Source organism: Streptomyces sp. NPDC004065 (genome assembly GCF_044903565.1).
Taxonomy (GTDB): domain Bacteria; phylum Actinomycetota; class Actinomycetes; order Streptomycetales; family Streptomycetaceae; genus Streptomyces.
Genome location: NZ_JBJDQT010000035.1, coordinates 59,542 through 85,098, shown reverse-complemented (window position 1 = coordinate 85,098; position 25,557 = coordinate 59,542). Strand labels below are relative to the sequence as shown.

The following is a 25,557-nucleotide window of genomic DNA, read 5'->3' as shown; positions in this document are numbered from 1 at the left end:
CCCGCCGGCCGCGGGGGGGGGGGGGGGCGGGCGCGGGGGCCCCCCCCCCCCCCCCCCCCCCCCCCCCCCCCCCCCGGGGGGGGGGGGGGCCCCCCCCCCCCAGGACAGCAACCTCACACCCTCCGCCCCCGCACGCCCGGCGAAACCCCCACCCTCCCCCCCACCCAGAAGATCCCCAGCGTCGCCAGCGCCAGCACGGCCACCAGCGTCGCCCCGCCCACCACCTTCTCGTAGTCCCGCTGGTACAGCCCGTCCACGATGTACCGCCCCAGCCCGCCGAGGCTGACGTACGCCGCGATCGTGGCCGTGGAGACGATCTGGATGGCCGCCGAGCGCAGCCCGCTGAGGATCAGCGGCAGCGCGACGGGCAGTTCGACCTGGAAGAGGACGCGGGACTCCCCCATGCCCATGCCCCGCGCCGCGTCCACCGGCGACGGGTCCACCGACCGCATCGCCTCGTACGTCGTCACGAGGATCGGCGGGACGGCGAGGACGACCAGCGGGATCATCACCGGCACCATGCCGAAGCCCAGCAGGATGAACATCAGCACCAGCAGACCGAAGCTGGGCAGCGCCCGGCCCGCGGTGGCGATCAGGGCGAGGGCGTTGCCGCCGCGCCCCCAGTGGCCCGTGGCCAGGCCGACCGGCAGCCCGATGGCGGCCGCGACGGCCAGCGCGATCAGGGAGTAGCGGATGTGCTCGGCCAGGCGCGTGGGGATGCCGTCGTAGCCGTGCCAGTGGGCGCCGTCGCTGAAGAAGGCGTTGACGAAGTGCAGTACGTTCACCGGGCGGCGTCCTCCCGTGCGGGCGCGGCCGGTTCGGGCCGGGCGCCGGCGGCCTTGCGCGGCGCGGTGCGGCGGCCGCCGCGCGGCATCCAGGGCGTGAGCAGCAGGCGCAGCAGCACCAGTGCCGCGTCGACGAGTATCGCCAGGGCCGCCGTGGTGACCACGGAGTTCACGGCGAGTTCGGGCCGGTGGTAGATGTTGGCGTCGTTGAGCAGGTTGCCCAGCGCGCCCTGGTTGCCGATCAGCATGCCGACGCTGACGAGCGAGATGCTCGAGACGGCGGCCACCCGCAGCCCGGCGATGATCGCGGGGACGGCGATCGGCAACTGCACCTGGACGTAGCGGCGTACGGGGCCGAGGCCCATGGCGGTGGCGGCGGCGAGCGTCTCCTGCGGCACCGAGCGCACGCCGTCGACGATCGCCGGGACGAGGACGACCAGGCTGTACACGGCGAGCGGGATCATCACGGTCAGCTCGGTCTGGCCGGTGTAGTCGATGAGCACGACGAAGAAGGCCAGCGAGGGGATCGCGTACAGGACGGTCGTCAGGCCGAGCACGGGCGGGTAGAGCCAGCGGAACCGCACGCACAGCTGGGCCAGGGGCAGCGCGGCCAGCAGGCCGGCCAGCACCGGCAGCAGCGCCTCCCGCAGATGCAGGCCGATCAGCCCGAACCAGCTGTGCTGGAGGTCGCTCGGGATGTCGAAGAAGCGGTTCATCCGGGGACCCCGGCCTGTGCGGCGGTCTCGTCGAGGCCCTCGGCGTGGGCGCCGCGGATGGCCTCGGCGATGGTCTGCTGCGAGACCACACCGACCGTCCGGCCGGTGGCGTCCACCGCGACCGCCCAGCCGGTGGGCGAGAGCACCGCGCAGTCCAGGGCGGCGCGCAGCGACTCCTGCCCGTGCTCGAACGGCCGCCCGTGGGACAGCAGCCGTCCGGGGTCGATCTCCCCCGCGGTCAGCTCGCCGGGCTCGGCCCAGCCGAGGGGCCTGCCGTCGAGGTCGGTGACGAGGAGGTAGGGCGCGCCGGCGCCGGCCCGGGCGGTGATCTGCTCGGCGGTGGAGTCGACGGCGACGATGGGCGCCGTGGTCAGCTCCAGCGCGCCGGAGGCGAAGAAGGACAGCCGGCGGATGCCGCGGTCGGTGCCGAGGAAGTCCTCCACGAAGTCGTCCGCGGGGGCGGACAGCAGCTCGGCGGGCGGCGCGTACTGGGCGAGCCGGCCGCCGGTGCGCAGCACCGCGACCATGGTGCCGATCTTGATGGCCTCGTCGATGTCGTGGGTGACGAACACGATGGTCTTGCCCAGCTCGTCCTGGATGCGCAGCAGTTCGTCCTGGAGTCCCTTGCGCACCACGGGGTCGACGGCCGAGAAGGGCTCGTCCATCAGCAGCACCGGGGGGTCCGCGGCGAGCGCCCGGGCCACTCCGACGCGCTGCTGCTGGCCGCCCGAGAGCTGGTACGGGTACCGCTTGGCGAGGGAGGCGGCCAGTCCCACGCGCTCCATCAGCTCGGCCGCCCGGGCCCGTGCCCGCTGCTTGCCCCAGCCGAGCAGCCGGGGCACGGTCGCGATGTTGTCGACGATGGTGCGGTGCTGGAAGAGGCCGGCGTTCTGGATGACGTAACCCATCGACCGGCGCAGGGAGTTGACGGGCTGTTTCCGGACGTCGGCGCCGCCGAGGAGGATGGTGCCCTCGGTCGGCTCCACCATCCGGTTGATCATGCGCAGGGTGGTGGTCTTGCCGCAGCCCGAGGGTCCGACGAGGACGGTGATCGAGCGGTCCGGTATGTCCAGCGAGAGCCGGTCGACCGCCACCGTGCCGTCCGGATACCGCTTGGTGACTGAATCTATGCGTATCAAAACGCCGAACACCCTTCGGGTCTGGCAGCAGCTGCCGCTCTCGGCCACGGTCGCGCGGGCCGTTGCGGGGAGAGTCTAGACGCCGTTCGTCACGGGCATTTGGCGGGTGAGCGTGGCACGCCGGGGCGCCGCGGCGGCCCGGCGGCGGCCCGGACCCGCGCGGCGCGGCATGCACCGGGCCGTGCGGGACCCGCGTCGCACCGCGGGGTGCACCGCCGCCATCCGGCCGCGCCCGGGCGCGTTGAGCAGCCGGCCGCGTCCGCGCATGAGCGACCACGCCCGGGCGCGTTCAGCCGCGTCCCGGCATGTCCGGCCGCGCCCGGGCGCGTTCAGCCGCGTCCGGGCGGGTTCAGCCGCGTCCCGGCATGTCCGGCCGCGTCCGGGCACGTTAAAGCCGCGTCCGGGCGGGTTCACCCGTGCCCGGGCGGCCCCGCCGTCAGCCGCTCGCGCCCGCACCCGGCAGCGGCACGCCGGCGCACCCGGTGCGCGCCCGGCCGTGGTGCGGCGCGGTGGCGCGTCAGGTGCGTCCGGGTCCGCCGCTGCCGAAGGAGCCGCTGCTGCCCGGGGCCCAGCGCTGGCGGTGCTGGTCGTGGCTGCGCCGTGTGCCGGCGGCGTGGAGCTCGTACGGCATGAGCCGCTCGCCGTCCTGGCAGTCGACCTCGTCGGGCTCCCGCAGTTCGCTGACCTCGTGCACGGCTCCGGTGACCGGCAGGTGCGGCTGGTCGGAGTCGGTGGGCCGGTCCGGCTCCCGGCGCATCACGCCGATGCCCATCGAGACGGCCCAGACCAGGGCCACCACGATGATCAGACCGGCGACGAAGGCGCCGAGCGTGGCCCACGCGTGCGTGTCCATGGCCAGTACGACATTGGAGGCTGCGTTCATGTCTTTACCACCCGCCTCGCTGAGGAAAGCGAAGAGTGCAGGTGACACCGGCGATGTCACCGTTGCCCCATATTGTCCCACTGCGCGTGACCGCCGCAAAGGCGTGCGCACGCCCGCACACACCGCACACACCGGGCACGCACGCGGCACGCACCCGGCGCCCACCCCTTGTGAAGCCGTTCACAAGAGGTCCGCCCGAAGCCCCGCCCCAAGTCCCGCCGAAGACCCGCCGAAGACCCACCCCTTTCACCGCGAGCGGCCCCCCGCGCCCCCCGCCCACCGATAGGATCACGTTCGTCATCGAACTCGCGGCCGTCAACCGGGAGTTGGGGGAACCGGTGCGCGGCGCGGCTGGGGCGGCGCGGTCCTGGGTAGGGCTCTTCCGACCCCCTGACGTGGGGGGACGCGGGGCCGTACGCTGGTCGGCACTGTGCGTGGGAACGCGATGACAACGAGTGGCGGGGATCGGGAGGTCGCGGGGGTGGAAGGGCGCAGCCCGGCACGGGTCCGCAATGAGCTGGTGGCCGAGGTGGTCGACGTACTGCAGGACTCCGCGACGCTGCGCAGCAGCGGCAGCGCCGACGTGCTGGTGACCATGCTGAGCCAGGAACTGGGCTCGCACGTGGAGCCGTTGCGCAACGAGCCCCTGCGCCCCTGGCTGATCCAGCTGGTCGAGAAGTGCGCGGGGATCCCCGAGGGGCCGGCCTGCCTGGTGCGCTGCCTCGGCTACGTCGAGCAGCAGTCGACCGCGGTGACGGCGCTGCTGCGGCTGGTGGACGAGTGGGAGGCCGTGGACTTCTTCGACGGGGCCGACCTGCACCCCCTGCGGCCCGTCCTCATGGAACTGCGGTCCGCCTCCGCGCTGGCGGCGATGGCGCGCCGGGCCAGCCGTTCGCGCATCCAGGAGCTGCCCTCGTGGTGCGACACCGGGTGGGCGGTGTTCCTGCGTCTGGCCGGGGAGAACTCCGCGGCCCGGGAGCTGCCGGTGAGCATGGCCTTCCTGTCCCTGGCCGCCGACCAGCTGATGGAGGACGGGCAGCTCGAGGCGGCCGGGCTGCTGCGCCGCTGGAACCGCCGGCAGGCCCACGCCTGGGGCCTGGAGGACACCATGGCGCAGTGGCAGCGCAGCAGCGCCGTGGAGTCCCCCGCCTCGATGATGCCCGCCTATCTGATGATCCAGTTCGAGCCCGACGGGGTCGACCCGGACCGCTACTACCTCTCCCACTGGCGCCAGTCGGACTCCGAGGGCTGGCACCCCGTCCCCGGCGAGACCCTGCACCTGCACCGCGACCAGCTCCCGGCCGAGGTGGAGTCCCTCATCGAGCAGACCGAGGAGCGCTGGTCCGATCTGCGGCAACCGGTCGTGCTGGAGTTCATCCTGCCGTGGGAACTGCTCGGTGAGCCGGTCGAGTGGTGGCACAAGGAGACGGACTCGCCCTCCCCCTACCCGCTGGTCATGGACTACGCCGTCCTGGTGCGCAGCCTGGAGCGGCTGCGCAAGGCCGCCTGGCACCGCCCCTGGCACAACAAGTGGCGCCGGCTGAAGGAGACCCCCGCGGACGCCCGCTCCTACTGGAACCGTCCGGGCAACTCGCACTTCCACCTGGAGCGGGAGCTGAAGGAGGACGAGTACGCCGTCTGCCTGGTGCTGAGCGAGCCGCCGGGCACCGACTCCCCCGCCTCCCGCCAGGAGTACGTGGCAGGGCTGCGCGCCGGGGTGCCGGCGATGATCTGGCACCGCGGCGACTGCAACGACCCCGCCTTCAAGGAGGCGGTGGCCGACATCGTGCAGGACCGGGGGCTCGCCGGCCTGCTGGAGCGGACCGGAAGATGGCGCAAGGAGGCCCTGGCCATCGGCCCGGAGGGGTGGGACAACCACGTGGGACGCCATCTGGCGATCCTGCTGGACGACCCGGAGCGCAGACCCGGTCCGCCGGGCCCCGTCCACGCGCCGGTGAAGCCGTGACCCGGCCGGCCGGGTCACGGGGCCACGGACCGCCCGCCCGCTGCGACTGGGGGTGCCCCGACATGAACCCTCGTGCATCCGCCGGCCCGCGCCCGCCGCGGCCGTGCGGGGCTGTCACCCGCATGCCCTCGGACACCCCTCGCACGAGCCCCCGTACGCACTTGCTTCCGGGGTCGGCGCACTGCGAGGCTTTGCGCGTGGATGTCACGCACGCCGGGAAACTGCGCGGCTTGGCTGCCGGGAGTCCGTGGGACTCGGCGATCCTCCCCCCGTCACCGCGGCGCCTTGAGGGCACTCATGCGCGATGACGAGGGGCAGCGACCGGCAGGGGCCGCGCAGGCCCGTCGTGAGGCCGCGCACGCGCTCGGCCGGCTCGCGCGGCCGGCCGGACCCGAGCGCGGGCGGGAGCCCGCGGAGGCGGTCCTCGTCGTGGACGCCCACCCCACGATGCGGGTGTGGGACCGCGCGGTGGAGCGGGACCTGATCGGCGAACTGGAGCGGGCCGGGGACTTCGCGCGCGTGCGCGTGGTGCGGCTGCTGGGCACCGACGAGACCGACCCGGCCCGGGTGCGCGCCGAGGAGCCGCTGGGCCCGCCTCCCGCGGACGGCCGGCGGGTCGTGCTGGTGCTCACCGACGCCCTGGCGGCCGGCTGGCGGCTTGGCGCCGTGCAGCCGCTGCTGCGCCAGTGGGGCCGGACGTGCCCGGTCGCCGTGGTGCACCTGCTGCCGCAGCACCTGTGGTTCCGCACCGGACTGGACGTCGGCCGGGTGCGCATCCGCGCCCCGCGCGCCTGGAGCCCGAACAGCGCCTGGGAGTGGGAGGAGCGCGCGGCCCCGACGGGGTTACCGGACGGCGAGGCCCCGGACGGCGGCACCCTGGTCGTGCCCGTGCTCGCCCTGACCGGACGCTGGGCCGGCGCGCTGGCCCGGCTGGTGTCCGGCGCGGAGCCCGGGTGGCTGGACCTGTCCGCCGTCGAGGCCCGGGAGTGGAAGAGCAGGCCCGACGCGGCACGTGCGGTGCCCTGGGCGGAGGACGTGCCGGACCCGCGCAGCACGGTGCCCGCCGCCGAACGGGTGTCGGACTTCCGGGCGGGCGCCAGCCCCACCGCGTTCGCCCTCGCGACCCGGCTGGCGGCGGCGCCGCTGAGCCTGCCCGTGATCCGCGCGATCACCGCCGGCACCCAGGGCGCGGGCCCGGTCCATGCCTCCGAACTCCTGATGAGCGGTCTGGTCCGGCCGACCGGCACCGAGGACGAGGGCCCGGCGGACGTCGCCTTCACCTTCGCCCCCGACGTCCGCGAGGAGCTGCTGGCGCTGGGCCGCCGCAGCGCCACCGCCCGGACGCTCACCGACGTGCGCGCCGTACTGGCCGGCGACGCGGCCACCCGTTCCCTGCTGCCGCCCCCGGGTGAACCGCTGGACACCCTGGCGATGCCGCGCGTCAACAGCGGCAACATCGCCTTCCTCCGCGTGGAGCTGTCCGCCCTGCGGGCGCTGTCGGGCCGGTACTCCCCGCGTGCCGCCATGCTGGCGCAGGTGCTGAGCTGGCACGATCGGCGATACGCAGTCAGCCTGGAGAAACCACCCCGCACCTCCCCGGGACCCGCACGGCCCGCTCCGGCCTCCACGACGCTCGCGGACCGTGCCGCGCCCGAACCCCGGACCGTCTCCGAAGGAGCCTCTCAGATGTCGACAACGCCCCAGCGGACCGTGGAGGGGGACCGCACGACCCAGCCGCGCGTCTGGGGGAACCTGCCGCCGCGCAACCCCAACTTCACCGGCCGCAGCGCCCTGCTCGAACTGCTCGACCAGCGGCTGCGCGAGGGCACGACCACGGTGCTGCCGGAGGCGATCCACGGCATGGGCGGCGTCGGCAAGACCCAGCTCGCCATCGAGTACGCCTACCGGCACCAGTCGGAGTACGACATCGTGTGGTGGATCCCGGCGGAGCGGCCGGGGCAGATCGGCCAGGCGCTGGTGGAACTGGCCCAGCGGCTGGGGCTGGTGACCACCACGGAGGCCAACATCGCCGGTCCCGCGGTCCGGGAGGCGCTGCGCGAGGGACGGCCGTACTCCCGCTGGCTGCTGATCTTCGACAACGCCGACAACCCCGAGCAGGTCCGCCACTACTTCCCCCAGGGCGGCAACGGCACCATCCTGGTCACCTCCCGCAACCGGCGCTGGGGGCAGGTGGGCGGCTCCCTGGAAGTGGACGTGTTCACCCGTGAGGAGAGCAAGGAGCTGCTGCGCCGCTCCGGGCCGCCGCTGCGGGACGAGGAGGCCGACGCGCTGGCGGAGGCGCTGGGCGACCTGCCGCTGGCCCTGGAACAGGCCGCGGCCTGGCGGGCGGAGACCGGCATGCCCGCCTCGGAGTACCTGCGGCTGTTCGAGAACAAGCGGATGGAACTGCTCGAGGTGGCCCCGCCGCCGGACTACCAGCTGCCGGTCGCCGCGGCGTGGAACGTCTCCCTGGACCACCTGGAGGTGCGCAGCCCCGCCGCGCTGCGGCTGCTCCAGCTGTGCTCCTACTTCGCGCCCGACCCGATCTCGCGCAGCATCTTCTCCGGCCTGGGCAACAGCAGCATCTTCCCGGAGCTGGACGCCGCGCTGAACGACCCGATGCGGCTCGCCCGCGCGATAAGGGAGGTCAACCGCTACTCCCTCGCCCGCATCGACCACCGTACGAACTCCATCGAGATGCACCGCCTGGTGCAGCTCGTGCTGAACAACCGCATGACCCCGGAGGAACAGGCCCGCATGCGGCACGGCGCCCACACGCTGCTGGCCGCGGCGGACCCCAAGGCCCCGGAGGACCCGGCCAGTTGGCCGCGGTACGCGGAGCTGTACAGCCATGTCATCGCCTCCGGGGCGATCAGGTCCGACCAGCCCTGGGTGCGCCAGCTGGTGAGAAACGTGGCCGAGTACCTCTACCGCTGGGGCGACCACGACGTCTCGCTGGACTTCTCCGAGCAGGCCTGGGAGGCCTGGCTGACGATCTTCGGCGAGGAGGACCAGCAGACGCTCCTGATGGGGCAGTGGCTGTGCTTCATGTACTGGGTGGTGGGCCGGTTCGACGACGCGGCTCGGCTGGTCTCCCACCTGCGGCAGGTCTACGAGCGCACCGCGCCCACGGACCACGAGGACACCCGGGAGGACGCGCTCGACGCGCTCCAGCTGGAGGCGGCCGTGCGCCGGGTCGAGGGCCGCTTCGCCACCGGCGCCGAACTGGACCGGGTGGCCTACGAGCGGGCCCGCAGGGCCTTCGGCGAGGACGACCCCACCACGCTCAACGTCACCCACAACCTCGGCGTGAGCCTGCGGCTGCTCGGCGAGTTCCGCCAGGCTCTGGAACTCGACCGGCAGACGCTGAGCCTGAAGCTCCGCCTGTACGGCCGGGACGACCGGCGCACCCTGCACAGCGAGAACAACGTCGCCATCGACGTGCGCGAGACGGGCGACTACGTCGGTGCGCGCGCCCTCCAGGAGTCCGTGCTGACCTCCTACCGGGAGGCCTTCGGGCACGGCAACCCGGGCACCATCGAGACGATGCGCCAGCTCAGCGAGGCCTGCCGCAAGGAGGGCGACCACGCGCGGTCGCTGGAGCTGGCCACGGAGGCCCACGCCCAGTTCACCCGCCGCTACGGCGAGACCCATCCGCAGTCCCTGGCCGCGTCGCTGACCCTGTCGGTGGCGCTGCGTCAGAACGGCGACCTCCAGGCGGCCCGCACCAGGGGCGTCAAGGCCTGCGAGGGCTACCGGCAGATCTACGACCCGCACCACCCGCACGTGCTGTCGGCCGACATCGACCTGGCGGTGACGCTGCGTCTGCTCGGCAAGCCGGAGGAGGCACAGCGCCTGGACGAGGCGGCGCTCGGCTCGCTCACCGACCGGCTGGGCGCGGGGCACCCCCTGGCCCTCGTCTGCGCCATCAACCTGGCCAGCGATCTGGCCGCGCTGGGGCAGCACGAGGAGGCGCGGCAGCGGGGCGAGGACTCGCTGGCCCTGTGCCGGATCACCTTCGGCGAGGACCACCCGACGACGCTCGCCTGCGCCGGGAACCTGTCGCTGGACCTGGTGGCCGTGGGCGAGCGGGAACAGGGCGAGGCGCTGCGCGAGGCGACCCTGGAGCGCATGGAGCGGGTGCTCGACGCACCGCGCCTGCAGGGCGGCCCGGGCACCCGCCACCCGGCCACGGAGGAGTTCAGGCAGCGCCTGCGCGCCAACTGCGACATCGACCCCCTGCCGCTGTAGCCCGCGCGCTCGGGCAGGGCGGCGCCCGGCCGCCGCCCTGCCCGTGGCCGCCGGTCGGCATCCGGAGGCGGGCGCTCCGCGTCCGGCTGCCGGCGGCCGGCAGCCCATGGCCGACGGCCGCGACCGGCTGCCGGCAGCCGTGGCCGGGCCTTGCGGCCGCCGCCCGCGACGATTCCCCGTGCGGCCGGGCGGCGCCTCGTCGGGACGGACCCTCGCGTCGCCTGCCCGGGCCGGACCAGGCCGGGGCGAGGCGGACCGGACCAGGCCGGGGCGGGCCGGGGCGAGGCGGGCCAGGCCGGGGCAGGCCGGGCGGGCCGGGGCGAGGCGGGCCGGGGCGAGGCGGGCCAGGCCGGGGCGGGCCGGGCCGGGCCCGGCCGGGGCAGGCCGGACCGGACCAGGCCGGGGCGGGCCGGGGCGAGGCGGGCCGGACCAGGCCGGGGCAGGCCGGGGCGAGGCGGACCAGGCCGGGGCGGGCCGGGGCGAGGCGGGGCAGGCCGGGGCGGGCCGGGGCGAGGCGGGCCAGGCCGGGGCAGGCCGGGCGGGCCGGGCCGGTGGGCTCAGGGTGTGGCCGGGGGCTCCTGGTGGGCCAGCCATGTGGCCAGGTGGACGGGGTCGGCGGGGGTGCCCGTCGTCCGCAGGGCGTCCTGGACGGCACGGGCCCGCTCCGGGAAGCTCCGCAGGAGGCGGGAGGCGTCCGCGTGGGCCGGGTCGGCGGCCAGGCAGCGGCCGAGGCCCGCCCAGGCGCCCGCGGGTGCGGCCTCGGCGGACAGCCGGGCGGTGAACGCGGCCCGGGCCCCGGCCAGGTCGCCGCGGGCCAGCATGACCTCCGCCTCGCCGGCGCCGTCGACACCGTCGCCGAAAGCGCCGTCCGCGGGCCGCCGCCGGCTGTCCCCGGGGTCGCTGAGCCGGTGCCGGGCGAGGACCGCCGCCGTGTCCAGATGGCGCACCCCGGCGTCCGGGACCAGCGCGGGCTCGGCCGCGAGGGCGGCGGGCGGCCGGTCGGCGCCGTTTCGCCAGGCGCGCACCGCCTCCTCGACGGCCGCGGCGGGCGGACGCAGGTGGTGGGCCCGCCAGCGGGCGGCGTGGTCGTCCGCGACCTCGTGGGCCAGGCGCAGCTCCGCCCGCGGCACCTCGTCGTCCAGCCATCGCGCACAGCGTTCGCTCAGCCGGTCCAGCACCCGGCGGCCGAGCGGAGTCAGCCGCTCGTGCCCCCGCACCGCGCACAGCGTGGACCACACCTGGGTGCGCCACAGCGCGAACTCGAAGTGGGCCAGCGGCGCGTACGCCGGCTCGGCACTGTGCCGGTGGGCGCGCCAGAACCGGGTGACGCCCAGGAAGGCGTAGATGCCCTGGAGCAGCCCGCCGAGCGGCCGGGGGTCGTCCCGCCACGGGGCGTAGAACAGCTCCGCCGGCTCCTCCGGCTCCGGTTCGGGCGCGAGCAGCGGTTCCAGGTGCATCAGTCCGCCCAGCTTGGTGTGCTGGAACTCGTGCACCAGGGTGGCGGCCAGCTGCGGCGCGTCGTCGGGGCGGGACGCGGAGACCCCGCCGAAGGCGTCCCCGGCGGTGCTGCTGTGCGGCCGAAACCTTTCTCTCGCCGGCGTGGGCGCCACCGACTTCAGCCCGTGGCGCATCGCCCGGACGCACTGCGGATCGTCGCGCAGCAGGATCTTCCAGGCCGACGTGAGCAGGTGCTCCCACGCCCCGGCGTCCGCCTCGGACAGCGGCTCGGGCGGGGTGGGCCGGGGGAAGGTGCGGTAGGGGTCCAGGTCCTCGAGGACGAGTTCCTTGGCGTCCCGCCCGGTGCCCAGGGTCAGCCGCCGCACCGGCAGCCAGTGCGGGCCGCGCCGGTCCCACGCGGGTCCGGCGTGCACCTCGCCGTGCGGGCCGCGGATGCGCAGCCGGCCGGCCCGTCCCGTGACCCGGGCGGTGCTCCACCGCCGGGGGTCGGGCAGGACCGCGCAGCCCAGGGTGGGCAGCGGCACCAGCCCGCCGCGCACGGGGACGGTGATCGTGAAGTCGAGCCCGGCCCGGGCGCCGGCGGCCGCGGCGAGCGCGGCGAGGTGGCCCACGACCACCCAGCGCGGCGCGTCCTCGTAGACCCGGCCCCGGATGCGGCGCACCGCGAGCGACACCCACATGCCCGTGTTCGGCGACATCAGGACGTCCTCGAAGACCCCGGGCGCGTGCTGCTGGACCCGCGCGAGCAGGGCCCAGGCCGCCTCGTAGGGCACGGGTGTGCCCGGTCCGCTCCGGGCCAGCCCGCTGTCCAGGGCTCTGAGCAGCAGCAGGCGGCGGCTGCGCTCCGCCCTCAGCATCTCCGCGACCACCGCCTCGTCGCCCTCGCCGCGGGCGAGGGCGAGCACGCCGGGCGCGGCGAGCCGGTGAAACGACAGCTGGTCCCCCGTGGTCGTGGCTTCAGCGGCCACGCGTCCCCCACTGCACCGTGCCGGTCACCTCGTCGAGTCAGTCGAAACGGGACGGGTTGTAGGACACCGTGATCGCCTGCGGGCCGTCGATGTGGCGCAGCAGCTGCTCCAGCGACTCGGTGAAGACCGTGTCGTCCAGGGAGCGCAGGGCTGTCAGGGAGATCTCGGAGAGATCGACGAGGCCGGACTCGACGGCAGGCATCGGTTGCTCCACGGCTGCCAAGTCCCCTCCCATGCCCACCAGTCGGCGCTGTCGGTGCCTCATCAATGATGACCCAGCGGGGCACAAGTCGAAACCCCATATCCCGGCCGCGGCACGAGATCAGGTCAGCCGTGCCGCCGGGCCAGCAGGGCCGCCTCCCGGTCCACGCGCCGCCGTTCCGGTGAGTCGCCCTCCAGCAGCCGGACCGCCTCCAGGAGCTGATCGAGGGTGCCCGGGTAGCGCAGGCAGGTGCGGACGACGCCGAAGACGTCGGTGCGCAGCCGGGGGTCGCGCGGGGCGTTGGCGGCGATCCGGCCGCTGATGCTGTCCAGCAGCAGCGTCATGCCGCCGGCGCCGCGCAGGACGGGCAGCGCGGTGAGCGCGTCCACGAGGTCCACCAGGTCGCGCAGCGGCACGTCGGGGGTCAGTCGGGCCAGGGACACGGCGGGGCTGGGCGCCTCGGGGCCGTCGGCGGGGGCGTGGCCGGCCGGCCGCGGCGGCAGGCCCGCGTGCCGCCGGAACAGCTCCAGCTCGGCCGGGGACAGCGTCTCGTACCAGCGTTCCACGCGCCCGGCGGCGAGCCGGCCGAGCCCGTCGGCGCGGTGGTGGGCGCTGATCACGCCGATGACGGCGCCGTCCCACCACACCGCGGCGCCGGACATCCCCTCCCAGGGGGACCGCCCGGGTTCGCCGTCCTCGCGTTCGGGCGGGGCGGCGACGGCGAGTTCGAGGGTGCCCTCGCGGCGGTTGGAGAGCACCGAGACCGTTCCGGAGAGGTGGCAGGAGTCCCGGTACTGGCTCGGCGAGCCGTCGTCGGCGGGGTGCGCCGGGTCGGCGCGCAGCTTGAAGCGGGGGAAGCCCACCGCCCGGAAGGGCAGGACGACGTCCGCGTCGGGCACCGCGGCGTAGGCGGGCGGCTCGACCGGCGCGCGCCCGGACGGCAGGTCGGGCAGGTCCGGCAGGTGCAGCAGGGCGACGTCGGCGGACGTGGAGAGCAGCAGCACCCGCGCCGGGGCGCTCCACTCCCCCGGCCGGTCGGCGTCGAAGCGGACCCGCAGGTGCTCCAGGGGTCCGGCCACCACGTGCGCGGCCGTCAGCACGCAGTCGTCGCCGACGAGGTAGCCGGAGCCGCGCCGCCCGGGCGCGCCGCCGGCCGGGCGCACCAGCACCTCGGCGACCCGCGCGGGCCGGAGACCTGCTCCGGCCCGTGCTCCCGCTCCCCCCGTCACCGTCACACGGCCTCCCTCACCGTCGCACGGCCCCCCGTCACCGTCGCACGGCCCCCCGTCACCGTCACACGGCCCCCCTCACCGTCACACGGCCCGCCCTCAGTCCTCCGCCGGCGTCAGCCGCAGGGAGATGCTGTTGATGCAGTACCGCTGGTCGGTCGGGGTGGGGTAGCCCTCGCCCTCGAAGACGTGGCCGAGGTGCGACCCGCAGCGGGCGCAGCGCACCTCGGTGCGCACCATCCCGTGGGAGCGGTCCTCCACGAGTTCCACCGCGTCGGTGTCCTTCGGGTCGTAGAAGGACGGCCAGCCGCAGTGCGACTCGAACTTGGTGCCGGAGGTGAACAGTTCCGCGCCGCAGGCCCGGCAGGAGTAGACGCCCTTGGTCTTGGTGTCGGTGTACTCACCGGTGAAGGCCGGCTCGGTGGCGGCCTGGCGCAGCACCGCGTACTCGGCCGGGTTCAGCTCCGCGCGCCACTGCTCGTCCGGCTTGTCGACGTCGTACGCCATGAGCCATCAGCCCCTTACTTCTGCTGCAAACGGTCCAGGATGCGCGGTCCGAGGTCGGTGACGTCGCCCGCGCCCATGGTGAGAACCAGATCACCGGCCTTCGCCATTCCCGCGACCACCTCCGGCGCCTCGGTCTTGTCGTGGACGGCGGTGACGTCGGCGCCGGCGGCCCGGGCGGCCTCGATGATCAGCTCGCTGGTGACGCCGGGGACCGGGTCCTCGCGGGCCGGGTAGATGTCCAGGACCACGGAGGTGTCCGCGAGGGCGAGGGCCTGGCCCATCTCCTTGCCCAGCTCCTGGGTGCGGGAGAACAGGTGGGGCTGGAAGACGACCAGGATCCGGGCGTCCCCGGCGGCGCCGCGCATCGCCTCCAGGTCGGCGGTCATCTCGGTGGGGTGGTGGGCGTAGGAGTCGATCACCTGCACGCCGGCCGCCTCGCCCTTGAGCTGCAGGCGCCGCTTGACGCCGGTGTAGGCGGCCAGCGCGGGGGCCAGCTCGGCGGCGGGGACGCCGAGGGCCGCGCCGGCGGCGAGCGCGGCGACGGCGTTGAGCGCGTAGTGGCGGCCGGGGACGGAGACGGCGAAGGTCAGCTCCTCGCCGTCCAGCACGACGGTGACCCGGCTGGTGAGCCCCTGCGGCTCGACGGACAGCACCCGTACGTCGGCGTCCTGGGCCTCGCCGTAGGTCACCGTGCGCACCGAGCCGGCCAGCCGGCGGGTCAGCTCCCGCGCGCCCTCGTGGTCGGCGGAGATCACCAGCGTGCCGCCGGGGACGATACGCCCGGCGAAGGTCTCGAAGGACTCGTAGATCTCGTCCATCGAGGCGTAGTTGGCGTGGTGGTCGAGCTCGACGTTGAGGACGATGGCGACCTCGGGGGCGTACTTGTGGAAGCTGCGGTCGGACTCGTCCGCCTCCGCGACGAAGATGTCGCCCTCGCCGTGCAGGGCGTTGGAGCCGGGGGCGTCGAGGTCGCCGCCGATGGCGTAGGAGGGCTTCAGGCCCAGCTCGCCGAGGGAGACGGCGAGCATGGAGGTGGTGGTCGTCTTGCCGTGGGTGCCGGCCACCGCGATCGGGCGCAGGCCCTCCATCAGCGCGGCCAGGGCGTCGGACCGGTGCACCACCGGGATGCCCAGCTCGGCGGCGCGCAGCAGCTCGGGGTTGTCCGCGCGGATGGCCGAGGAGACGACCACGCAGGTGGCGTCGTCGGCGAGGTGCCCGGCCGCGTGCCCGATGTGCACGGTGGCGCCCAGCGCGCGCAGCGCCTCGGCGGTGGCCGAGTCCCTGGCGTCGCTGCCCGCCACCCGTGCGCCGCGCTGGGCGAGGATCTTGGCGATGCCCGACATCCCGGCGCCGCCGATGCCGATGAAGTGCGGTCGGTCCATGGCGGTAGGAAGGCCGGGTGCCATGCGCTTTTCTCCCCAGGTGGTACGGCTGCGGTACGACGGTGCGCGCGCCGCTGGCGCGGGGCGCCGCCCAAGCCTATGCCTTGCTGTGGGAGAACAGCTTCAGCACCGGTACGCCGACCTTGTGGCGGGCCCGGGAGGCCCAGTCCCGGTGGAAGAACTCCTCCACGTAGTGCGGGTCGGTCAGGACGATCACCTCGTCGGCTCCGGCCTCGGCGACCAGGGCCTTGAGGGCGTCCAGCGGGTGGTCCTCGACGAGCCGCCCCTCCGCCTCGCTGCCGGCCGCCCGCAGTGCGGTCAGGGACACCTCCAGGGCCTGCTCCCCCTCGCTCTTGGCGGCGGCGCCCTCGGGGGTCTCGCGCTCGCGCGCCGCCTCGTCGAGTTCGCCGAGCGCGATGTCGTCGATGGCCCGCAGCAGGCGGTCCGCCTGGTCGCCGCGGGGCTGGAGCAGCACGTGGAAGTGGACCGGCTCCTCACCGTGCAAGGTGGTGACGAACTCCACGTCGGCGGACGTCAGGGCCTTCTCGATCATCAGTACGCTTGTGAACACCAGGCGCCCTTTCTCCTTCGAGGGCCGTGCGCCCTCCCACTGCGTCCGGGGGCCGCGGCGGCCCCTGCGGAAACCATCCTGCCCCGTGATCCCACGGGTATCGCCGGAATCAGTCTGCCCGCGGCAAGCCCACCGGAATGACCCCTTCCGCCCGGCCGGGGCCCACCGGCCCCCACATCGGCCCGCACGGCCGCTCGCATCGGCCCGCACGGCCGCCCCGCCTGGCCGAATCCCACCCCGATGGACCCTGGGCAGGGTCCATTGCGGGCAGGCGCGCGCCGTCCGCCGCGCGTGCGCCGTCCGCCGCGCACGCGTACTCCCGCAGCGCACGCGTACTCCCGCCGGGGGCGTCTGCCCGCCTCCCGTCACGGGCGTCCACCTCCTGGCGCCGGCGCCCACTCCCGTGGCGGACGCAAGCTCCCGTCGCGCACGCGCACCCCCGCCGGGGGCCCGGCGCCACCCGTCGGATCCGCGTGCCGCGGCGTCACGCCCGTACGTAGCGGGCGAACAGGAAGCTGTCCTCCTCCAGCAGGGACGCCAGGGCGAAGTGGCGCGGGACCCGGACCGCGGGGCCGCCGGCGATGCGCTGGGCGTCGCCCGCGGTGAGCATCGGGGAGAGCGTCAGGCACAGCTCGTCGAGGACGCCGGCCGCCACCAGCTGTCCCAGCAGCCGCGGGCCGCCCTCGGTCAGCAGGCGGGTGTGCCCGAGTCCGGCCAGGGCCCGCACGGCGCGGGCCGGGTCGACGCCCATGCCGTCCCCGGCGACCACCACGCGCGCGCCCGCCTTCTCGGCGGCGGCGATCCGCTCCGGGGCCGCCGCGGCGCCGGTGAGGACCAGCGTGGGCACCAGGGGCGAGGTGAACAGCGGCAGCGAGAAGTCCAGCTCCAGTCCCGCGGTGACGACCGCGATCGCCGGGGCGGGTCCCTGCCCCGCCGCCTCGCGCAGCGCCGCGAACTCCTGCCGCGCGCGGGCGGGGCGGTACCCCTCCTGCCGTACGGTCTGCGCGCCCACCACCACGACGTCCGCGAGCGCCCGCAGGGTGCCGAAGATCCGCATGTCGGCGGCGCTGGAGATGGGCTGCGAACGTCCCTCGTGCTGGGCGGCGCCGTCGAGCGTGCTGACCATGTTCGCCCGCAGCCACGGCTCGCGGCCGCCGGGCCCGCGCTCGGGGTAGGCGTAGGCGGCGGCCAGCTCGGCGAGGCTCCACTCCCGCTCCACAAGGGCGCCGGGCAGGGCGCCGGGCACGCCCGCACCGCCGGCCCCGCCCGTCTCACCGGGGGCCTCGGCCGCTGTTTCGTCGGTCACAGGGAACAGGCGTCGCATGCCGAGCAGTGTTCCACGCCGCCTACCATGGGGAACCGTGTCGTCCTCCCAAGCCGCCTCCGGGCTCAGCCCCCTGACCGACGCGGCCCCGCTGTCCCTGTGCGCCCGCGAGCCGCACGTCCCCGCGGACCGGCTGGTCGCCGAGATGGTGCCGCCGCCGCGCTTCGACGGGGTGCGCTTCGCGACGTACCTGCCGGACCCGAACCAGCCGAGCCAGAGCGAGGCCGTACGGGTCCTGGACGACTTCGCCGCGGGGCTGGACGGGGCGCCGGCCGCCGGCTCCGGCAGGCGCGGCCTGTTCGGCTTCGGCAAGGGCAAGGGCAAGGCGGCGAAGTCCCCGGCCGGCCCGCGCGGTGTCTACCTCGACGGCGGCTACGGCGTCGGAAAGACCCACCTGCTGGCCTCGCTGTGGCACGCCGCCCCGGCCGACCCCGCGCACAAGGCGTTCGGCACGTTCGTGGAGCTGACCAACCTCGTCGGCGCCCTCGGCTTCCAAAAAACGGTCGAGACGCTCTCCGGCCACCGCCTGCTGTGCATCGACGAGTTCGAGCTGGACGACCCGGGCGACACCGTGCTCGTCTCCACCCTGCTGGGCAGGCTGGTCGACGCGGGGGTCGCGCTCGCCGCCACCTCCAACACGCTGCCGGGCAGGCTGGGCGAGGGCCGGTTCGCCGCCGCCGACTTCCTGCGCGAGATCCAGGGCCTGTCCGCGCACTTCCGCACGCTGCGCATCGACGGCGAGGACTACCGGCACCGCGGGCTGCCCGAGGCCCCGGCGCCGTACTCGGACGAGCAGGTCGCCAAGGCCGCGTACGCCACGCAGAACGCCTCGCTGGACGACTTCCCGCATCTGCTGGAGCACCTGGCCAAGGTGCACCCCAGCCGCTACGGCGCCCTGACCGACGGTCTGGCGGCGGTGTGCCTCACCGGGGTGCGGCCGGTGCCCGACCAGTCGACGGCGCTGCGGCTCGTGGTGCTGGCGGACCGGCTCTACGACCGCGAGGTGCCGGTCCTCGCCTCCGGGGTGCCCTTCGACCGGCTGTTCAGCGAGGAGATGCTGAACGGCGGCTACCGCAAGAAGTACTTCCGCGCGATATCCCGGCTCACCGCCCTGGCCCGGGACGCCAAGGAGTTCGTCGAGCCGCACTGAGCGGGTTCATCGGGCCGGTACGGGACTCGACCGCGCTCACGGACCGGGCATATCGTGGAACACAGGCTCGAACACGGGCACGGACGGACGGCCGAGGAGTCGTCATCATGGTCCAAGGTGTGCTGACCGCTGTAGTGGCCGTGGGCTGCGTGGGGATCGTGTACCTCGCCGCCGCGGTGCGGGTCGTCAAGCAGTACGAACGCGGGGTGGTGTTCCGGCTCGGGCGGCTGAACGGTGAGGTGCGCCCGCCCGGCCTCGCGATGATCATTCCCTTCGTGGACCGTCTCCACAAGGTCAACATGCAGATCGTCACTCTGCCGATCCCCGCCCAGGAGGGCATCACCCGGGACAACGTGACGGTGCGCGTGGACGCCGTCGTCTACTTCAAGGTGGTCGACGCGGCGAACGCACTGATCCGGGTGGAGGACTACAAGTTCGCCGTCTCGCAGATGGCGCAGACGTCCCTGCGGTCCATCATCGGCAAGAGCGACCTGGACGACCTGCTGTCCAACCGGGAGAAGCTCAACCAGGGCCTGGAGCTGATGATCGACAGCCCGGCCGTCGGCTGGGGCGTGCAGATCGACCGGGTGGAGATCAAGGACGTCTCCCTGCCCGACACCATGAAGCGCTCCATGGCCCGGCAGGCCGAGGCCGACCGGGAGCGGCGGGCCCGGATCATCAACGCCGACGCCGAGCTCCAGGCGTCGAGGAAGCTCGCCGAGGCCGCCCAGCAGATGGCCCACACCCCGGCCGCGCTGCAACTGCGGCTGCTGCAGACCGTGGTGGCGGTCGCCGCCGAGAAGAACTCCACCCTCGTACTGCCCTTCCCGGTCGAACTGCTGCGCTTCCTCGAACGGGCCCCGCTTCAGGAGACGGCGGCGCGCACCCCCGCCGGCGACGGCGCGCCCGCGGGCACGTCCGCCGACGCGGCCTCCCTCACACCCGTCAGGTCCGCCGCCGACGCCGCCTCCCGCGAGGACGCCGCCTCCCACGACGACGCCTCCCGCGAACCCGCCGCGGCGGCGGCTGCCGCCCAGGTGCCCGGGTCCGCCCGCCCCGTCACCGAGTCGTGAGCCGGCCGTCCGCGGCCGGGCGTCCGCGGCCGGGCGTCCGTGGCCGGGCGTCCGTGGCCGGGCGTCCGTGGCCGGGCGTCCGTGGCCGGGCGTCCGTGGCCGGGGCTCGGGGACGGGGCTCGGGGACGGTACGCGGACGGCCCCGGGTCCGCGTACCGGCACGGCGCGGGTGACCACGCGGGTGACCCCACGGCCCCGCCGCCGTTCATATGACCGCGGAACGCCCTACGGTCATCCGGTGATCTCACTGGTACGACGCGTCACCGCCACCTGTGCCCTCGGCGCCGCCCTGGCCGGCCTGGCCGGCTGCGGCTTCGTCCCGACCACCGGCACCGGGCGGCCGGCGCCCTCCGGTCCGGCCGCCTCGCCCTCCCCCGGCGGCTCCGGCTCCCCCGCCTCGCCCACCCCGGACCCCTCCGGGGCCACCACCGCCCCCTCCCGGCCGCCCGCCCTCGCGCCCGGGCCCGGCGGCCTGACCCCCGTCTTCAGCCACGGCCCGCGCACCGCGGGCAAGGTCGTCGCCCTGACCTTCGACGCCGACATGACCGCCGCCGAGGGGCCGCGCGCCGCGGCCGGCGAGCACTTCGACAACCCGGCGCTGATCGCCACCCTGCGCGCGCTGCGGGTTCCCGCCACCGTGTTCATGACCGGCCGGTGGGCGGAGGAGTACCCGGAGCAGGCCCGCTCCATCGGCCAGGACCCTCTCTTCGAACTGGCCAACCACTCCTACAGCCACTACGCGTTCACCGGGAACTGCTACGGCCTGCCGACGGTCTCCCCGGAGCAGATGCGCCCGGAGGTCGACCGCGCCTACGCGGCCTTCCGCGCGGCGGGGGTGGCGCACGCGATGCCGTACTTCCGCTTCCCCGGCGGCTGCTACGACGAGCGGGCGCTGCGGGCCCTCGCCGGTCTCGGCGTCACCGCCGTGCAGTGGGACGTGGTCAGCGGCGACGCGTTCGCCACGGACGCCGGCGCCGTGACCCGGCAGGTGCTCGACGGGGTGCGTCCCGGGTCGGTGGTGGTGATGCACTGCACCCGCAGCGCCGCCCCGACGACCGAGCAGGTGGTGCGGACGGTCGTGCCCGAGCTGCGCCGGCAGGGCTACCGCTTCGTGAAGGTCTCGGAGCTGATCCGGGCCGCGAACCTGGCCGCGCCCGCCCAGGTTCCCGGCGGCGCCCCGAGCGGGGCGGCGACCGGGGCGGCCGGCGCGGCCGGGACCGGTGCCCCGGGCGGGCGCTCCTGACCGTCCCGCGCCGGACCGGAGTCACTCCTGACCCGTCCTACGCTGGAGTCATGAGCGACGACGACACCGGCGACTACTGCCTGATCGGGACGGACCGGCCGCCGAAGGCCGACGGGCCGCCGTACGCGGAGTGCGTGCTGTGCCGGCGGCCGACGGAGTACCCGGAGTCGTACAAGGGGATCACGCTCTGTCCCGTCTGCGAGTGGCAGGAGGCGCAGCGCACGGCCTGCTCGGGCTGAGCGCACGCGCCCGGCCCGCTCCGGCAGAGCGCACGCGCACGGCCCGCTCCGGCAGAGCGCAGGCACACGGCCTCCCCCGGCCGGCTGGGCGCACGGCACCCGATCGGCGCCTGGCAGACTTGAGGTCCGTGAGCACCGACGAGAGCACCGCCGCCACCGCCCCCGGGGACAGCCCCTTCCGGTCCGGGCACAGCGCCCGCGACCTGGCGCCCCAGTACGTGCTGCCGCTGGTCGTCCGGATCGAGCGGGGGGCGCCGCCGGCCCGTACCGACGCGCTGGAGACCGCGGCCCGGGCGGTGCTGACGATGCTGAGCGACGAGCGGTCCCTCGGCGACGGCGAGTGGGCGCAGGCCGTGCGGGACTGGCAGGACGCCCGGATCCGCAAGGTGGTCCGGCGGGCCCGCGGCGCCGAGTGGCGGCGCGCCGAGGCGCTGCCCGGCATCACGGTGACCGGCGAGACCGCCGAGGTACGGGTCTTCCCGCCCGTCCCGCTGGACGGCTGGCCCAAGGACCTGGCCAGGCTCCAGGTCTCCGGCACCGACCTCGACGACCCCGAGCCGCCCGCCGCGCCGGAGCCGGGCGTCCCGGTGCTGTGGCTCAGCCCCGGCCTGGACATGTCGGCGGGCAAGGCGATGGCCCAGGCCGGGCACGGCGCCCAGCTCGCCTGGTGGGAGCTGTCGGAGGAGGAGCGCGCCGCCTGGCGCGACGCCGGTTTCCCGCTCGCCGTGCGCACCGCCGGCCCCGCCCGGTGGCGGGACCTCGTGGCGAGCGGCCTGCCCGTGGTGCGCGACGCCGGCTTCACGGAGATCGCCCCCGGCTCCTGCACGGTGGTCGCCGACCATCCGGCCCTGCGGTCGCGGTGAGCGAACCTCAAATGTTGCTCTGAAGGCGGCGGCCGCGCGGTTCGGCCCCGCACGGCGGGGCCATATCCCCGGCGTGACCGAGGGGGCGGTGTCCCCCGTGTGACCGAGGGGGCAGTGTCCCCCGTGTGACCGCGGGGGCCGTGTCCCCCGCGTGCCCGAGGGGGGCGGTGAAGCCATGGAGCGACGAGGCGCGCGACTGGGGACGGGGATCGGCTGGCGGCCGGAGATCGCGGACGCCGTGGAGGGCATGCCCGGCATCGACTGGGTGGAGGTCGTGGCGGAGAACGTCTGCCCCGGCCACCTCCCCGAGTCGCTGCTGCGACTGCGGGCGCGCGGGGTGACCGTGGTGCCGCACGGGGTCTCGCTCGGTCTCGGCGGCGCCGAGCGGCCCGACGAGGGCCGGCTCACGGCGCTCGCCGAGCGGGCCGAGGCGCTCGGCTCGCCGCTGGTGACGGAGCACATCGCCTTCGTCCGGGCGGGCGGCCCGCTGACCGCTTCGGGGCGGCTGGAGGCGGGGCACCTGCTGCCCGTGCCGCGCACCCGCGACGCACTGGACGTGCTGTGCGAGAACGTCCGCGTCGCACAGCGGGCGCTGCCCGTGCCGCTCGCCGTGGAGAACATCGCCGCGCTGCTGTCCTGGCCGGGCGAGGAGCTGACCGAGGGGCAGTTCCTGTACGAGCTGGCCGACCGCACCGGCGTACGGCTGCTGATCGACGTCGCCAACCTGCACACCAACCACGTGAACCGGGGCGAGGACCCGGCGAAGGCGCTGGCCGAACTGCCCCTGGAGGCCATCGCGTACGTCCACGTGGCGGGCGGCTTCGAGCGCGACGGGGTGTGGCACGACAGCCACGCCCACCCCGTGCCGCCACCGGTCCTCGGCATCCTGTCCGACCTCGCCTCCCGGGTGACCCCGCCGGGGGTGCTGCTGGAGCGCGACGAGAACTTCCCGCCGCCGGCCGAGCTGGAGCGGGAGCTGGGGCTGATCCGCCGGGCGGTGGAGCACGGCCGTACCGCCGCCGCGGGCGGACCGGCCACGGCCGCCGACGCGGGCACGGACAGCCGCACCGCCGCCGGCGGCGACGCCGGCACGGACGCCCGCACCGCCGCACAGCCGGCCGCCGGGGAGAACACCGGCACGGACACCGGCCCGGACACCGGCGAGAACACCGGTGAGCCGATCGGCGCGGACGCCGGAGAGGACACCGGGCCCGCCCGGCTGCGCCTGGCGCTCGCGCAGACGGCGCTGCTGTCGGCGCTCGTCGCCGGGACGCCCGCGCCGGAGGGGTTCGACCGGGCCCGGCTGGGCGTGCAGGCCCGGGCGCTCGCCGGGAAGCGGGCCGATGTCGTGGCCAAGGTGGCGCCCGAGCTCCCGGGGATCCTCGGGGAGGGCTACCGCCGTGCCTTCCTCGCCTACGCGCAGGCGCACCCGATGACCGGCGGGTACCGGCGCGACGCCCTGGACTTCGTGGCGTCCGTGCTGCTCGCGGGGCTCCCGGAGAGCGCCGGGGCCCGGCGGGAGCTGCGCCGGTGGTGGCTGGAGCGGTCCGGGCCGGCGCCGCGCTCGCGGCGGCCCGCGGTCCGGGCCGCGCGGGCGGCGCGGCGGGTGCTGCTGAGGCGCTGAGACCCGGAAGGCGCCCGGTGTGCCCGATCGCACATGTGGTGTGTACGGGACAGGGGCGGGCCCCGCCTTCGCCCCCTGTCTCCCCTTTTGCCCCCATGACGGCTCGCCGCGTGGCGCCCTCCCGGCCGCCGGACGCCCGGTATGTACGGCATCCTCCCGTCTCCCGGCCGCCGCGACCGCCGAAGTACGATGCCGACCCGCCGGCCCCGCCCCCCACCCCGAAGCGCACGGACGTGCGGGGCCGCGACTGGAGGCACCATGCGACCGCGACCGCCCGTGCAGGGCCGGGGCCCGCTCAGCGGCACCGGGATCATCCTCGTGGCGCTCGCCGCGACCGCCGCGGCCCTGCTCGTCCCGATCGTCTCCTACGTCCACCGGCCGCCCGGCCAGGACGCGAGCCCGCTGAGCAGCCGCACCGTGGCCACCCCGTACGGACCGCTGTCGGAACCCGACCGCGACTTCCTCACCCGTCTGCGGCTCGCCGCGCTGTGGGAGCTGCCCGCCGGACGGCAGGCGGAGCGGAAGGGCACCACCGAGCCGGTACGGACGGCGGGACGGCACCTCGTGCGGGGGTGCACCGACCTCGACCGCCGGGTCCGCGAGGCCGCCGCCCGGCTCGGCCTGGCACTCCCCGACGAGCCCACCGCCCAGCAGGAGCAGTGGCTCGGCGCCCTGGACGCCGCGCACGGCGACGACTACGACCGCCGGTTCGCCGGCACCCTGCGGCTCGCCGCCGGCCGGCTCCTCCCGCTCGCCGCGAACGTGCGCGCCACCACGCGGAACTCGCTCGTCCGCGCGCTCGCCGGTGACGCGACCACGACCGTGCTGGACCACATCGAGGTCCTGGAGGCCACGGGGCTCGTCGACTTCGGCGCGCTGTCCCGGGACCTGGACGCGGGCGAGGGCACCCCCTCCGCCGGCACCGCCGCACCCCCCTCCGCCGGTCCCGGCGCGGATCCCGGCGCGGTGGTCCCGCTCACCCCGTCCGGCTCCCCGGCGTACTCCCTGCCGCCCGCCGTCTCCAGCCCGCCCCCGGCGGCCCCCTGACCTCGGACAACAAACGGAACGTCACATACCGGCCACACCGGGTCCGGAATGTGAACAGGGCATGGCGTTTCCCAGGCCACTGGCATAGAAACACGTCATGTTCTGGGTCCTCCTGCTGCTTCTGGCCTGGGCCGTCGCCGGCGCCGCGTGCACCCGGCTGTGCCTGGCCGCCGTACGCGCGGCGGCCGTGGACGCCCGCGACGCGGCCGCGGACGGGGAGCACGAGCTGACGCTCTACGAGGCGGCGTTCCTGTCCGGCGGCCCCGCGCGGGTCGCCGACGTCACGCTCGTCTCCATGGCGCGCCAGCGCCGGCTGCTGCTCGCGCACACCGGCTGGGCCACGGTGGTGGACCCCTGTGGGCGGGACGAGATCGAGCGGTCCGTGATAGGGGCGATAGGCCCCGAGGGCCAGTCCCGTATCGCCCCGGTGCGGGCGGCGACGGCCGCCGCGGACGCGGTGCGCGCCCTCGCCGACCGCCTGGTCGGCGCGGGACTGGCGGTACCGGACGGGACGGTCACCTCGCTCGCGGACGGGGTGCGCCAGGTGCGCGCCGCCGCGCTCGCGGTGCTCGCGCTGGGCGCGGCCGCCCTGCTGCTGCCCGGCCCCACGGAGATGCCGCGGCATCTCGTCGCCCTGTGGTTCGCCCTGCCCCTGGCGCTCACCCTGGGCTGCCTCGCCATAGCCCGCGCCGAGCTCCACCCGTACTCCCGCTGGGCGTCCCCCGCCGGGCAGCGGCTGCTCGGCACACTGACCCGGCGGGTGCGCGGCGGCGACGACCGCGCGTACCTGGCGTCCGTCGCCGTACGGGGCGTCCGCGCGATCGGCGAGCCGGAGCTGCGCGCGGCCCTCACCCACCGCGACCAGCCCTGGCGGGAGTGACGGCCCCGTCAGCGGAGCGGCTACGGGGGCGCACGGGGCGCATTGGCGCCGACACCG

The 25,557-nt window shown here is 75.5% G+C and carries 21 protein-coding genes; 10 read left to right on the top strand and 11 right to left on the bottom strand.

Annotated elements, in window-relative coordinates; all coding sequences use genetic code 11:
- Positions 1-113: 113 nt before the first annotated feature.
- From ACI2LW_RS29510 to ACI2LW_RS29495, 4 genes are all read right to left on the bottom strand, one after another.
- A complete protein-coding gene (locus ACI2LW_RS29510) occupies positions 114-785 on the bottom strand; it encodes an ABC transporter permease (RefSeq protein WP_404734295.1) in 672 nt (223 codons plus the stop codon).
- Positions 782-1,501, bottom strand: coding sequence for an ABC transporter permease (locus ACI2LW_RS29505; RefSeq protein WP_404734294.1), 720 nt, complete (start codon positions 1,499-1,501; stop codon positions 782-784). Before ACI2LW_RS29505 ends, ACI2LW_RS29510 begins: the two co-directional genes overlap by 4 nt.
- Positions 1,498-2,640, bottom strand: coding sequence for an ABC transporter ATP-binding protein (locus ACI2LW_RS29500; RefSeq protein ID WP_404734293.1), 1,143 nt, complete (start codon positions 2,638-2,640; stop codon positions 1,498-1,500). Before ACI2LW_RS29500 ends, ACI2LW_RS29505 begins: the two co-directional genes overlap by 4 nt.
- Positions 2,641-3,157: 517 nt before the next feature.
- A complete protein-coding gene (locus tag ACI2LW_RS29495) occupies positions 3,158-3,523 on the bottom strand; it encodes a DUF6479 family protein (RefSeq protein ID WP_404734292.1) in 366 nt (121 codons plus the stop codon).
- A gap of 481 nt (positions 3,524-4,004) precedes the next feature.
- Between ACI2LW_RS29495 and ACI2LW_RS29490 the strand changes: the two genes are divergently transcribed.
- Both ACI2LW_RS29490 and fxsT read left to right on the top strand, forming a co-directional pair.
- Entirely contained in the window at positions 4,005-5,489 is a 1,485-nt protein-coding gene (locus ACI2LW_RS29490) for a hypothetical protein (protein ID WP_404734291.1), read from the top strand.
- A gap of 297 nt (positions 5,490-5,786) precedes the next feature.
- Positions 5,787-9,740 carry an FxSxx-COOH system tetratricopeptide repeat protein gene (gene fxsT / locus ACI2LW_RS29485; protein ID WP_404734290.1) on the top strand — a complete coding sequence of 1,318 codons (3,954 nt, stop codon included), beginning with the start codon at positions 5,787-5,789 and terminating at the stop codon, positions 9,738-9,740.
- 557 nt (positions 9,741-10,297) lie between these two features.
- Here the strand turns inward: fxsT and ACI2LW_RS29480 are convergent.
- The 7 genes from ACI2LW_RS29480 to ACI2LW_RS29450 form a co-directional block, all read right to left on the bottom strand.
- Positions 10,298-12,166: an HEXXH motif domain-containing protein gene (locus ACI2LW_RS29480; protein WP_404734289.1), complete on the bottom strand. Its 1,869-nt coding sequence runs from the start codon at positions 12,164-12,166 to the stop codon at positions 10,298-10,300.
- Positions 12,167-12,203: 37 nt separating this feature from the next.
- Positions 12,204-12,368, bottom strand: coding sequence for a hypothetical protein (locus tag ACI2LW_RS29475; RefSeq protein WP_404734288.1), 165 nt, complete (start codon positions 12,366-12,368; stop codon positions 12,204-12,206).
- Positions 12,369-12,493: 125 nt separating this feature from the next.
- Positions 12,494-13,603 carry a trypsin-like peptidase domain-containing protein gene (locus tag ACI2LW_RS29470; RefSeq protein WP_404734287.1) on the bottom strand — a complete coding sequence of 370 codons (1,110 nt, stop codon included), beginning with the start codon at positions 13,601-13,603 and terminating at the stop codon, positions 12,494-12,496.
- Between the two features lie 93 nt (positions 13,604-13,696).
- The gene (msrB, locus tag ACI2LW_RS29465) at positions 13,697-14,104 is read right to left on the bottom strand and encodes a peptide-methionine (R)-S-oxide reductase MsrB (RefSeq protein WP_404734286.1); all 408 of its coding nucleotides are present in this window, start codon (positions 14,102-14,104) and stop codon (positions 13,697-13,699) included.
- A gap of 14 nt (positions 14,105-14,118) precedes the next feature.
- Positions 14,119-15,510 carry a UDP-N-acetylmuramate--L-alanine ligase gene (gene murC / locus ACI2LW_RS29460; RefSeq protein ID WP_404734285.1) on the bottom strand — a complete coding sequence of 464 codons (1,392 nt, stop codon included), beginning with the start codon at positions 15,508-15,510 and terminating at the stop codon, positions 14,119-14,121.
- 73 nt (positions 15,511-15,583) lie between these two features.
- Positions 15,584-16,057 carry an indole-3-glycerol phosphate synthase gene (locus ACI2LW_RS29455; protein ID WP_404734284.1) on the bottom strand — a complete coding sequence of 158 codons (474 nt, stop codon included), beginning with the start codon at positions 16,055-16,057 and terminating at the stop codon, positions 15,584-15,586.
- Between the two features lie 484 nt (positions 16,058-16,541).
- Positions 16,542-17,381: a pyrimidine reductase family protein gene (locus tag ACI2LW_RS29450; RefSeq protein ID WP_404734283.1), complete on the bottom strand. Its 840-nt coding sequence runs from the start codon at positions 17,379-17,381 to the stop codon at positions 16,542-16,544.
- 37 nt (positions 17,382-17,418) lie between these two features.
- On the opposite strand from ACI2LW_RS29450, the gene zapE reads away from it, so the two are divergent.
- The 8 genes from zapE (at position 17,419) to ACI2LW_RS29410 (ending at position 25,500) form a co-directional block, all read left to right on the top strand.
- A complete protein-coding gene (gene zapE, locus ACI2LW_RS29445) occupies positions 17,419-18,531 on the top strand; it encodes a cell division protein ZapE (protein WP_404734282.1) in 1,113 nt (370 codons plus the stop codon).
- 107 nt (positions 18,532-18,638) lie between these two features.
- The gene (locus ACI2LW_RS29440; RefSeq protein ID WP_404734281.1) at positions 18,639-19,604 is read left to right on the top strand and encodes a slipin family protein; all 966 of its coding nucleotides are present in this window, start codon (positions 18,639-18,641) and stop codon (positions 19,602-19,604) included.
- 238 nt (positions 19,605-19,842) lie between these two features.
- Positions 19,843-20,847 (top strand): polysaccharide deacetylase family protein, encoded by a 1,005-nt coding sequence (locus ACI2LW_RS29435; RefSeq protein ID WP_404734280.1) that lies wholly within the window; start codon positions 19,843-19,845, stop codon positions 20,845-20,847.
- Between the two features lie 50 nt (positions 20,848-20,897).
- Positions 20,898-21,086, top strand: a complete 189-nt coding sequence (locus ACI2LW_RS29430) for a hypothetical protein (RefSeq protein ID WP_404734279.1) — start codon at positions 20,898-20,900, stop codon at positions 21,084-21,086.
- Between the two features lie 119 nt (positions 21,087-21,205).
- A complete protein-coding gene (locus tag ACI2LW_RS29425; protein WP_404734278.1) occupies positions 21,206-21,949 on the top strand; it encodes a peptidyl-tRNA hydrolase in 744 nt (247 codons plus the stop codon).
- 175 nt (positions 21,950-22,124) lie between these two features.
- Entirely contained in the window at positions 22,125-23,573 is a 1,449-nt protein-coding gene (locus tag ACI2LW_RS29420; protein WP_404734277.1) for a DUF692 domain-containing protein, read from the top strand.
- Positions 23,574-23,831: 258 nt separating this feature from the next.
- On the top strand, positions 23,832-24,620 hold the full coding sequence (locus tag ACI2LW_RS29415; RefSeq protein WP_404734276.1) for a DUF4142 domain-containing protein: 789 nt from the start codon (positions 23,832-23,834) through the stop codon (positions 24,618-24,620).
- Positions 24,621-24,717: 97 nt separating this feature from the next.
- A complete protein-coding gene (locus ACI2LW_RS29410) occupies positions 24,718-25,500 on the top strand; it encodes a TIGR04222 domain-containing membrane protein (protein ID WP_404734275.1) in 783 nt (260 codons plus the stop codon).
- The last annotated feature ends 57 nt before the right edge of the window (positions 25,501-25,557 follow it).